Origin of the sequence: Roseovarius sp. (assembly GCF_018066915.1) — a bacterium.
Classification (GTDB): Bacteria; Pseudomonadota; Alphaproteobacteria; order Rhodobacterales; family Rhodobacteraceae; genus Roseovarius.
In genome coordinates, this window is the sequence record NZ_JAGPVV010000115.1 from 1 (window position 1) to 9,629 (window position 9,629).

The 9,629-nt window shown below is 62.4% G+C and carries 11 protein-coding genes; 6 read left to right on the top strand and 5 right to left on the bottom strand.

What is annotated here, in order from left to right; translation table 11 throughout:
• A partial coding sequence (locus tag KBT70_RS06225) for a lytic transglycosylase domain-containing protein (protein WP_296629853.1) occupies window positions 1–1,729 on the bottom strand: 1,729 nt, incomplete at its 3' end.
• Between the two features lie 148 nt (window positions 1,730–1,877).
• On the opposite strand from KBT70_RS06225, the gene dapA reads away from it, so the two are divergent.
• Both dapA and KBT70_RS06235 read left to right on the top strand, forming a co-directional pair.
• Window positions 1,878–2,753, top strand: coding sequence for a 4-hydroxy-tetrahydrodipicolinate synthase (gene dapA / locus KBT70_RS06230; protein WP_296629856.1), 876 nt, complete (start codon window positions 1,878–1,880; stop codon window positions 2,751–2,753).
• 225 nt (window positions 2,754–2,978) lie between these two features.
• A complete protein-coding gene (locus KBT70_RS06235; RefSeq protein ID WP_296629859.1) occupies window positions 2,979–4,685 on the top strand; it encodes a bifunctional sulfate adenylyltransferase/adenylylsulfate kinase in 1,707 nt (568 codons plus the stop codon).
• A gap of 80 nt (window positions 4,686–4,765) precedes the next feature.
• On the opposite strand, the gene KBT70_RS06240 is transcribed toward KBT70_RS06235, so the two are convergent.
• Together KBT70_RS06240 and KBT70_RS06245 are read right to left on the bottom strand one after the other, a co-directional pair.
• Window positions 4,766–4,993 (bottom strand): DUF1150 family protein, encoded by a 228-nt coding sequence (locus KBT70_RS06240; RefSeq protein ID WP_296629862.1) that lies wholly within the window; start codon window positions 4,991–4,993, stop codon window positions 4,766–4,768.
• 6 nt (window positions 4,994–4,999) lie between these two features.
• On the bottom strand, window positions 5,000–5,413 hold the full coding sequence (locus KBT70_RS06245; RefSeq protein ID WP_296629865.1) for an Hsp20 family protein: 414 nt from the start codon (window positions 5,411–5,413) through the stop codon (window positions 5,000–5,002).
• A gap of 158 nt (window positions 5,414–5,571) precedes the next feature.
• On the opposite strand from KBT70_RS06245, the gene KBT70_RS06250 reads away from it, so the two are divergent.
• Genes KBT70_RS06250 through KBT70_RS06260 form a run of 3 tightly spaced genes read left to right on the top strand, consistent with a single transcriptional unit; the run spans window position 5,572 to window position 7,397 of the window.
• On the top strand, window positions 5,572–5,796 hold the full coding sequence (locus tag KBT70_RS06250; RefSeq protein ID WP_008281433.1) for a DUF465 domain-containing protein: 225 nt from the start codon (window positions 5,572–5,574) through the stop codon (window positions 5,794–5,796).
• Between the two features lie 46 nt (window positions 5,797–5,842).
• Window positions 5,843–6,331: a 5-(carboxyamino)imidazole ribonucleotide mutase gene (purE, locus tag KBT70_RS06255; RefSeq protein ID WP_296629872.1), complete on the top strand. Its 489-nt coding sequence runs from the start codon at window positions 5,843–5,845 to the stop codon at window positions 6,329–6,331.
• Window positions 6,324–7,397 carry a 5-(carboxyamino)imidazole ribonucleotide synthase gene (locus KBT70_RS06260; RefSeq protein WP_296629875.1) on the top strand — a complete coding sequence of 358 codons (1,074 nt, stop codon included), beginning with the start codon at window positions 6,324–6,326 and terminating at the stop codon, window positions 7,395–7,397. The genes purE and KBT70_RS06260 overlap by 8 nt, the downstream gene beginning before the upstream one ends.
• 7 nt (window positions 7,398–7,404) lie before the next feature.
• Here KBT70_RS06260 and KBT70_RS06265 read toward each other — a convergent pair whose 3' ends face one another.
• A complete protein-coding gene (locus KBT70_RS06265; RefSeq protein WP_296629882.1) occupies window positions 7,405–8,259 on the bottom strand; it encodes an SDR family oxidoreductase in 855 nt (284 codons plus the stop codon).
• A 126-nt stretch (window positions 8,260–8,385) separates the two neighbouring features.
• Between KBT70_RS06265 and KBT70_RS06270 the strand changes: the two genes are divergently transcribed.
• Window positions 8,386–8,871 carry a lytic transglycosylase domain-containing protein gene (locus KBT70_RS06270; RefSeq protein ID WP_296629884.1) on the top strand — a complete coding sequence of 162 codons (486 nt, stop codon included), beginning with the start codon at window positions 8,386–8,388 and terminating at the stop codon, window positions 8,869–8,871.
• Window positions 8,872–8,952: 81 nt separating this feature from the next.
• On the opposite strand, the gene KBT70_RS06275 is transcribed toward KBT70_RS06270, so the two are convergent.
• Window positions 8,953–9,084 carry a hypothetical protein gene (locus KBT70_RS06275; protein ID WP_008281428.1) on the bottom strand — a complete coding sequence of 44 codons (132 nt, stop codon included), beginning with the start codon at window positions 9,082–9,084 and terminating at the stop codon, window positions 8,953–8,955.
• Window positions 9,085–9,629: the final 545 nt, after the last annotated feature.

Sequence of the window (9,629 nt, forward strand, 5' to 3'; positions counted from 1 at the left end):
CCGGACCGGCGTTATAGCCCACCGACACCAGCACGATATTACCGCCAAACCGCGCACCCAACCCCGCCAGATAGGCAGAGCCCAGCCGTGCGTTATAAACCCAGTCATTCAGCACATCCGACGGCACATAAAGCAGGCCCAAATCGCGCGCCACGTCCCGCGCTGTGCCGGGCATGAGCTGCATCAACCCCTGCGCGCCCGCACCGCTGACAACCACATGGTTGAATTCGCTCTCACGCCGGGCAATGGCAAGGGCCAGTTCCATCGGCGTGGGAAGGTCCATATCCGCCATCGGATGCAGGGCGTAATAGGGGCGCTCTACGATCACCCCCCGCTCTGCCGCCGTCTTGCCCAGCATCACCTGAAGATGAGGCTGCTCGAGGTCTTCGAGCATATGGCCCATCTGCATCAGGCCCGTGCGATCTTGGGATTCGGCCAGATGCAGAAAAAACCGCCGCGCAAGGCTCAGATCATTCATGCGCAGGGCGAGCGTGCCGATCTCATGCAGGTCGGTTTGGGCAAACGCGGCGCTGCGCCACTCTGGCGTTGCCTCATTCCCCGCAAGGCGCAGATCAAAGGGCAGCCCGCCCGCCTCGGCGGCCAATAGCCCGTAAAAGCTGGTCTGATAGGCGGCCCCTTCTGCATAGGCCAATTGCGCCGCCTCGGGATCGCCCAATGCTTCTTGGGTGCGGCCAATCCAATAGCCCGCGCGCCCCAGCGAAATCGGCGTGGCGACCGCAGCGCGAAAGCGCTGGAAATGGTCAAGCGCAAGGTCAGGAGCCTTGAGATAGGTCAGCGCGAGATAGCCCGAGAGCCATTCGAGATCGGCGTAATTCGACCCCTCGACCAACTGATGCACAGACGCGATGTCATAGGCCAGTTGCGCCTTGCCCGCGCGCATGCTCTGGCGCGCAAGGGTGCGCCGCCAACTGGCCCAGCGTTCCGGCTCTCCCAGCCCCGCCTTGATGCGGCTCTGACGCAAGAGGACGGCAATGGCGTCCTCGGGCGCGTTGCTCAGGTGGCGGGTAAAGAGTTCGAACGCGATACCGGGATTGCGCGCCTCGGCCTCGGTCAGCCCCTTGCCGCCGTCACGCTTCACAGTCTCGCGCAACTTCGCCAAACGGCGCGCCTCCTCCGGGACCAAGGGCAGCATGTCCGTCACGTCACCCAAGCCGCGCCAGAGTGCCATTTCCAACCGGGCCTCGTGATGAGGGGCCAAGAGCGTCCCGAATTCGCGCAGGAAATCGTCATGTTCGGCGCGACTCAGGTCCAGCGTGCGCCATGCGAGCACAAGGCCAATCTCGGCCTCGCCCTGCCGCCCGCGTGCCATGAGCGCCCGCGCTAGGCTGAGCGCGCCGGTGCCGGTCTGCGGCGTGTAGCCCTCATAAAAGGCCAGCACATCGTCAAAATCGGCGTGTGTCATTGGCTCTTCGCTCTGCTGACGCAGATGATCGAGACCGGGCCAATGGGCGTTGCGGCCCAGAAAATCGAGGATCGCACGCGGTTCGCCCAACCCCGCGCGCAGGCGGTGCCATTCGATCAGGTCCGCGGCGGCGATGCCATCACGCCGCGCCAGACTCGCCGCCACCTCCCAACGCCCGCCCTGCATGGCATCAAGCGCACTGGCCAGAGGGCGCGGTGCCTTGCGTGGCAGATCAGACGCATACCCCGTCGAAACCGACAGACTCAGCCCCAAAACCATGATCAGCGCGCGCAACATCTCTTGCATTTTCCGCTTTTGCGAAGGATAGACAACGCCAGCCTAAGCGGCCCGCGCGCCCGCGTCCATGCACGATGCCGGTGGCGATGTGCGAACTGCCGCCGATGGCCCGAAATCACAGCGGGTCCCGCCCAAACGTCAGCAAGAGGAGCGTGTCATGTTCAGAGGATCTTTTCCTGCCCTGGTCACGCCGTTCAAGAACGGCGCAGTGGATGTGGAAACGCTCAAGAAACTGGTGGAGTGGCATATCGGCGAAGGCAGCCATGGCCTTGTCCCCGTGGGCACCACGGGCGAGAGCCCGACACTCACCCATCAGGAACATGAGATGGTCGTCGAAGAGGTGGTGCGCGCCGCCGCAGGCCGGATTCCGGTGATCGCGGGCGCAGGGTCCAACAACACGCTGGAAGGCATCCGGTTGATGCAGCACGCCCACAAGGTCGGGGCAGATGCAGCATTGGTCGTGACCCCCTATTACAACAAGCCGACGCAGGCCGGGCTGATCGCGCATTTCACCGCGCTGCATGATTGCTGCGATCTGCCGATCATCATCTACAATAGTCCCGGCCGCTCTGTCGTGGACATGACGCCTGATACGATGGGCAAGCTGGCGCAATTGCCGCGCATCATCGGGGTCAAGGACGCAACGGGCGATCTGGCGCGGGTCTGTGCGCAGCGCATCACGTGCGGCAAGGATTTCCTCCAGATTTCCGGCGAAGATGCCACCGCCCATGGGTTCAACGCCCAAGGCGGGCTTGGCGTGATCTCCGTCACCGCCAATGTCGCGCCCAAGCTGGTGGCCCAAGTGCAAGAGGCAACGCTGGCGGGCGACTATGCCAAGGCGCTCGAGTTGCAGGACCGTCTGATGCCGCTGCATCGCGCGATCTTTGTCGAACCGGGGCTGGTGGGTGTCAAATACGCGATGTCACGGCTTGGGCTCTGCAGCGAAGAAGTCCGCTCGCCCCTGGTTGGCCTTAGCGATCCGACCAAGGCGCTGGTCGAGGATGGCATGCGCCACGCCGGTCTGATCAACTGAGGCGGATTGATCTATCGCATAACGCGTTCCATTTGCGCGTGACGTTCGCCAGATCAGGCATTACAAATTCCGATGTTCGCCATCGGCGTCTTTTCGCGTCATTTTTGCCTCAAATACACGCGCAATGCCGCTATGCCTTGATTTCCGGCCCCCTCCGGGTCTAAGCCGCGCCGCAGCACGTTGCCTCTGCAACAACTCTGAAAACGCCATTATCCGAGGATTCCAATGTCATTGCCCAATCTCGCCCCCGTGCCCGAACTCTATGTCTCGTACGAGAGTGCACAAAAGCTCAAAGTCGAGGCCGCGAGCCTCACAAGCTGGGATCTGAGCCCGCGCCAGATCTGCGATCTGGAACTCTTGATGAACGGTGGCTTCAACCCGCTCAAGGGGTTTCTCAGCGAGGCCGATTATGACGGTGTGGTCGAGAACATGCGGCTGGCCGATGGCACGCTCTGGCCGATGCCCATCACCCTCGATGTAAACGAGAAATTCGCGGACACGCTGGAAATCGGCCAGGATATCGCCCTGCGCGACCAAGAGGGCGTGATCCTCGCCACCATGACTGTCACCGACCGCTGGACACCCAACAAGGCGCGCGAGGCCGAGCATGTATTCGGTGCCGATGATCTGGCACACCCTGCAGTGAACTACCTGCATCACACGGCGGGCAAGGTCTATCTGGGCGGTCCCGTCACCGGTATTCAACAGCCCGTGCATTACGATTTCCGTGGCCGCCGCGACACGCCCAATGAATTGCGCGCGCTCTTTCGCAAGCTGGGTTGGCGCCGCGTTGTGGCCTTCCAGACCCGCAATCCGCTGCACCGCGCGCATCAGGAACTGACCTTCCGCGCCGCCCGCGAGGCGCAGGCCAACCTGCTCATTCACCCTGTTGTCGGCATGACCAAACCGGGCGATGTCGATCACTTTACCCGCGTGCGCTGCTACGAGGCGGTTCTGGACAAATATCCGGGTGCCACCACCACGATGAGCCTGCTCAATCTCGCGATGCGTATGGCTGGCCCGCGGGAGGCGGTCTGGCACGGCCTGATCCGCAAGAACCATGGCTGCACGCATTTCATCGTCGGTCGCGATCACGCCGGTCCGGGCAAGAACTCTGCCGGCAAGGATTTCTACGGCCCCTATGATGCACAAGAGCTGTTCAAGCAGTATCAGGACGAAATCGGCCTCGAGATGGTCGATTTCAAACACATGGTCTATGTGCAGGAAAAAGCGCAGTATTACCCGATTTCCGAAGTGCCGGAGGGATCGACCGTGCTCGACATTTCGGGCACCGAACTGCGCCGCCGTCTGGCCGAAGGTCTTGAAATCCCCGAGTGGTTCTCGTTCCCCGAAGTGGTGCGCGAACTGCGTCGCACCCGGCCGCCCCGTTCCAAGCAGGGCTTTACCGTGTTCTTCACCGGCTTTTCCGGCTCGGGCAAATCCACCATTGCCAACGCCCTTATGGTCAAACTGATGGAGATGGGCGGACGCCCTGTGACCCTGCTTGACGGCGATCTTGTGCGCAAGAACCTCAGCTCCGAGCTTGGGTTTTCCAAGGAACATCGCGACCTCAACATTCGCCGCATCGGCTATGTCGCCTCCGAGATCACCAAGAACGGCGGTATTGCCATCTGTGCGCCCATCGCGCCCTATGCCGCGACCCGCCGCGCTGTGCGCGAGGATGTCGAGCAATTCGGCGCCTTCGTCGAGGTGCATGTGTCGACCTCGCTCGAGGAATGTGAACGCCGCGACCGCAAGGGGCTCTACAAACTCGCGCGCGAAGGCAAGATCAAGGAGTTCACCGGCATTTCCGATCCCTATGACGTGCCCGAGAATCCCGAGCTGCGCGTCGAGACCGAGAATGTGGATGTCGACAACTGCGCGCATCAGGTCATTCTCAAGCTTGAAAGCCTCGGCTTGATCGCAGGCTGAGCGCCTCCTCGCCTTTCATCAAAAAGGGCCGTCCCTTGCGGGGCGGCCCTTTGTCATTCCGACACCGGCGCTGTCGCGCCTCAGTGGACCGTGACCGGCTCCATGTTGTTCTGACGCGCCAGAAGAAATGCCAGCTTTCGGTCACGCACAAGCGCAAGACGCTCACCCTCGGCGGTATGCACCGCATAAAGCGTCGTCAGATCGCCCACCTGATCGCGCATGTCGGCGGGCAGATCGCCCACCTTGACCGCGCGCACATAGACGATGGGATGATCAGTCTCCTGTCCGAAATCATATCGCGTGTCCATGATCGCTTACCCCTTGTTTATCTTGATCCGTTGCACGACCGGTTCGGGCTGCGCCCGCGTCAGATCGACATGCAAGAGACCGTTTTCCATGATCGCTTCGCCCACCTCGACCCCGTCCGCCAAAACGAAAGAGCGCTGAAATTGACGCGCCGCAATCCCGCGATGCAGATAGAGCCTGTCTTCGGCCTCGTCGCTCTGACGGCCCCGGATCACCAGTTGGCGATCCTCGACAGTGATCGCCAGATTCTCCTCCGAGAACCCTGCCACAGCCAGCGTGATGCGATAGGAATTCTGCGAGGTCTGTTCGATATTGAAGGGCGGATAACCCTCGTTTCCGGATTTCGCGCTGCGTTCCAGCATGCGTTCCAGTTGTTCAAACCCCAGCATATAGGGGTGTGACCCCAGAGTAAGCTTTGTCATCGACACGTCCTTGAGCGTAAGCGACCGTCCATTGTGCAGGCCCCGTTTCGGCGGCCTCCGACCGAATATGGGGTTTGGTCCGCATGCGTGCAAGGGCTTTGCGAACGCGCTGCGTTTCGGTATCTTATGCGCCTACGACCCAAGAGGAATCGCGTGCCATGAATGCCTTTAGCGACCTGTCGATGAAATCCGAGGATGTGTTGCGCGTCGAATTGGAGGAATTCCGCCGCGAACATCGCGATCTCGACGAGGCCATTCGCGCGTTGCAGGACAAGGGCACGGCGGATCAGTTGATGATCCAGCGGCTCAAGAAGAAAAAGCTCTGGCTGCGCGACATGATCGCCCGGATCGAGGATCGGCTTTATCCGGACATCATTGCGTAGCCGCCGATGATCAGTATAGTGCGCGCTTCGACACGAGGGGCGTTATATGGCAGGCGTGAAAATCGGCATCATCATGGGCAGTCAATCCGACTGGCCCACCATGCGCGAGGCAGCGCAAATTCTGGATGAATTGGGCGTGGCCTATGAAACCCGCATTGTCTCGGCGCATCGCACGCCGGATCGGCTCTGGGATTATGGCAAATCGGCGGTCGAGCGCGGCTTGCAGGTGATCATCGCGGGTGCGGGTGGCGCTGCGCATCTGCCGGGGATGATGGCGTCCAAGACGCGTGTGCCGGTGATCGGCGTGCCGGTGCAAACGCGGGCGCTGTCGGGCGTGGATAGTCTCTATTCGATCGTGCAAATGCCCAAGGGTTTCCCGGTGGCCACCATGGCCATAGGGGCAGCGGGGGCGGCCAATGCCGGGCTGATGGCGGCAGCAATTCTTGCCAACTCCGATACCGACCTCGCGCAGCGCCTCGACGATTGGCGCGCGGCTCTCTCGGCCTCTATTCCTGATGAGCCTGCCGATGACTGATACGCTTGCCACAGGAGCGACCATCGGAATCCTCGGTGGTGGTCAATTGGGCCGCATGCTCTCGGTCGCCGCCGCGCGGCTGGGGTTCAAGACCGTGATCTTTGAGCCGGGTGGCGATTGCCCCGCGAGCCATGTGGCAGAGTGCCATATTCAGGCCGAGTATACGGACGAAGATGCGCTGCGCCGGTTTGCCGACGCCGTCGATGTCATCACCTACGAATTCGAGAATATCCCCACCGCAGCCCTCGATCTGCTGGAGAGGTTGCGCCCCGTGCGCCCCGACCGCCGCGCGCTCAAGGTCAGTCAGGATCGGCTGTTGGAAAAGTCATTTCTGAGCGATCTGGGGCTGATGACCGCACCCTTTGCGGCTGTGGATGATGCCGTGGACCTGGCCGAGGCGATGGCCGAAATCGGCACGCCTGCCATCCTCAAGACCCGACGCTTTGGCTATGACGGCAAAGGGCAGGCGCGGATCATGTCCCCTGCCGATGCCGAACAGGCGCTGGCTGACATGGCCGGACAGCCCGCGATCTATGAGGGCTTTGTCACCTTCAGCCATGAGGTCTCCGTGATTGCCGCGCGCAACAGTGCGGGCGATTTGGCCTGCTATGATCCCGGTGAGAATGTGCATGAGGGCGGCATCCTGCGCACCACCACCGTGCCCGCGCGGCTCACGGCGGCGCAGCGCACGGATGCGGTGCTCTTGGCGGCCAAGATCCTAAACAGCCTGAAATATGTCGGTGTCATGGGGGTCGAGCTCTTCGTGACGCCCAAGGGCCTCATCGTCAACGAAATCGCGCCGCGCGTTCATAATTCGGGCCATTGGACGCAACAGGGCTGCGCCATCGACCAATTCGAACAGCATATCCGCGCGGTGGCGGGTTGGCCCTTGGGCGATGGCACCCGTTATGCCGATGTGGTGATGGAAAACCTGATCGGCGCTGACATGGACCGCGTGCCGGACCTCGCGCGCGCGCCCGGCGTCTCGCTGCACCTTTACGGCAAGTCAGAGGCCAAGCCGGGCCGCAAGATGGGCCATGTCAACCGGATCATCGCCAAGACCTGAGTCTGCGCTAATCGCCAGCAGCCAAGAGCGCCTGCAACCCGGATCGGTAATCAGGATAGATGAGGTCTATCCCCAACTCTTCCTTGATCCGGCGGTTCGAGACACGCTTTGATTCCGCATAGAACGACCGCGCCATCGGCGTCATCTCGGCCTCGTCATAGGCCACTTCTTCGGGCAGCGGCAGACCGAGCAATTCGGCAGCATGGCCGATCACATCCTGCGGCGGGGCAGGATCGTCATCGCAGAGGTTATAGACCGCGCCCGGATTGGGGCGCTTGATCGAGGCCTCCAGCACCTGCGCGATATCCTCCACATGGATGCGGCTAAAGACCTGACCGGGTTTGACAATCCGCCGCGCCGTGCCTTGGCGCACCTTCTCGAACGGGCCACGACCGGGGCCATAAATCCCCGCAAGGCGAAAGATATGCAGCGGAAGACCGGGAATGGCCTGCCACGCGGCCTCGGCCTCAACCCGCATCTGACCGCGTCTGGTGGACGGGGTGAGCGGTGTCGCCTCATCCACCCAACCGCCGGCGTGATCGCCGTAAACCCCGGTGGTCGAGAGATAGCCCACCCACTCCAGCCGCTGCGCCGCCTCGGCAATCGCCGCATGGTAGCGCGCCAGCACCGGATCGCCGCCCGTGTCCGGTGCGGCGGAAATCAACAGATGCGTCGCAGAGGCCAGAGCAGGCGCCAGATCCTCGTCAGGCCAGAGCGCGGGCGTCACCCCCTCGCACCGCAATTCCTCGGTCTTGTCGGGGCTGCGGGTGGTGCCAATGATGGCCCAACCCTGCGGCACGAGGCGGGCGGCAAGGGCGCGGGCGGAAAATCCGTGGCCAAAGGAAAGCAGGGTCTGGGTCATGGCCCTTACATGACGCGGGTGGCGGGATTTGGCAAGGTGGCGGGGTTTCGCCGGTCACACACAAGCCCTCTGGCGCGCCTTGCACGATCCGGGCATCTTGCGCGCAGCGTTTTTTCAGGAGCCGCCATGTCTTTCATCAGTCGCCGTCTTGTTCTGGGTTTCATCGCGGTTGCCCCGCTCGCCGCCTGTGCGCGTCCCGAACCCGAAGTTTCCAGCCGCAACGCCCCGTTCGAGCCGCCGCTTCATCCGAATGAAACACCAGAGTTGCGCCGCCTCATCAACAAATACGCCGATTACTACGAGGTGCCGCGCAGCCTTGTGCATCGTCTGGCAATCCGCGAGAGCAGGCATCGCCCCGGTGCGCGCAACGGGCCCTATTACGGCCTGCTGCAAATCCTGCCCCAGACCGCGCGCGGCATGGGGCACAAGGGGCCAGCCTCGGAACTCCTCGATGCCGAAACCAATCTGAAATACGGGGTCAAATACCTGCGCGGGGCCTATATCGTGGCGAATGGCGATCCCGATGCCGCGATCATGTGGTATGCGCGGGGCTATTATTACGAGGCCAAGCGCAAGGGGCTTCTGGTGGAAACCGGCCTGCGCTCGGCCTGAGCAGCGCGCGCGGGGCTATGGCCCCGTCGCAGCACCGTCAAATCATCAGGGTTCGAGGGTGGGCTGAAACCCACCCTGCGCTTACTTGACCGCTTTGCCCGCGATCACGGTGGCGTTCTTGCCACTGTTGGAATTCGCGGTGGCGAGAACCTTGGGCTTTTCCTTCTTGGGCTTCTTGGCCTCGCGGTTGCTCTGGCTTTTTCCTTTGGACATGGGAGTGTCTCCTGAAAGATCCCGGTCAGGCAGGGTGCCGGGCCGGGTCGTGCTCAGGGGATCAGGGGGCCTGACAGGGTCAGGGCGATGAGCCCTCGGGCGCAGCAGGCACGGCGCGGGGCCGGTGCTGCATCATGGAAGATAAGCGGGCCGAGGGGCGGCGACAAGGGGCGTGATGGGGGCCATCCCCCTTCCCCTGTCATCCTTGCGAAAGCGGACTCCTCGCCCCCTTTTCCCGTCATCCCCGCGAAGACGGGGATCTCATGCGGCCTGTCGCGCGTTGTCCTCGGGAGAGCCAGCCGTGCGGTCGACGGGCCGCGGTCTGGCGAAGCAACGGTTGTGGCTGCCACTTTATCCCCGCCAAATAAGTGTGACCCAAAGACGGAGTGCGACGCCTCAAAATCGCCAGGCCGGGGGGCAGCCCGGCGATCGCGTGGCAGCGCAGCACGCCTTGATTCCGCGCGTTATTGTAAACGACTTTCAACCAATGTCTTCTTTCCAGCAAACTTCATAGCGCCAGACTTCGAAGATCCCGCACTGCTTCG

Excerpts from the sequence above, each read along its gene's own strand:
- KBT70_RS06275 (WP_008281428.1), bottom strand. The coding sequence starts at position 9,084 with ATGTCCAAAGGAAAAAGCCAGAGCAACCGCGAGGCCAAGAAGCCCAAG.
- KBT70_RS06260 (WP_296629875.1), top strand. The coding sequence starts at position 6,324 with ATGACTGATACGCTTGCCACAGGAGCGACCATCGGAATCCTCGGTGGT.
- KBT70_RS06265 (WP_296629882.1), bottom strand. The coding sequence starts at position 8,259 with ATGACCCAGACCCTGCTTTCCTTTGGCCACGGATTTTCCGCCCGCGCC.
- KBT70_RS06235 (WP_296629859.1), top strand. The coding sequence starts at position 2,979 with ATGTCATTGCCCAATCTCGCCCCCGTGCCCGAACTCTATGTCTCGTAC.
- KBT70_RS06245 (WP_296629865.1), bottom strand. The coding sequence starts at position 5,413 with ATGACAAAGCTTACTCTGGGGTCACACCCCTATATGCTGGGGTTTGAA.
- KBT70_RS06240 (WP_296629862.1), bottom strand. The coding sequence starts at position 4,993 with ATGGACACGCGATATGATTTCGGACAGGAGACTGATCATCCCATCGTC.
- KBT70_RS06270 (WP_296629884.1), top strand. The coding sequence starts at position 8,386 with ATGTCTTTCATCAGTCGCCGTCTTGTTCTGGGTTTCATCGCGGTTGCC.
- KBT70_RS06250 (WP_008281433.1), top strand. The coding sequence starts at position 5,572 with ATGAATGCCTTTAGCGACCTGTCGATGAAATCCGAGGATGTGTTGCGC.
- dapA (WP_296629856.1), top strand. The coding sequence starts at position 1,878 with ATGTTCAGAGGATCTTTTCCTGCCCTGGTCACGCCGTTCAAGAACGGC.
- purE (WP_296629872.1), top strand. The coding sequence starts at position 5,843 with ATGGCAGGCGTGAAAATCGGCATCATCATGGGCAGTCAATCCGACTGG.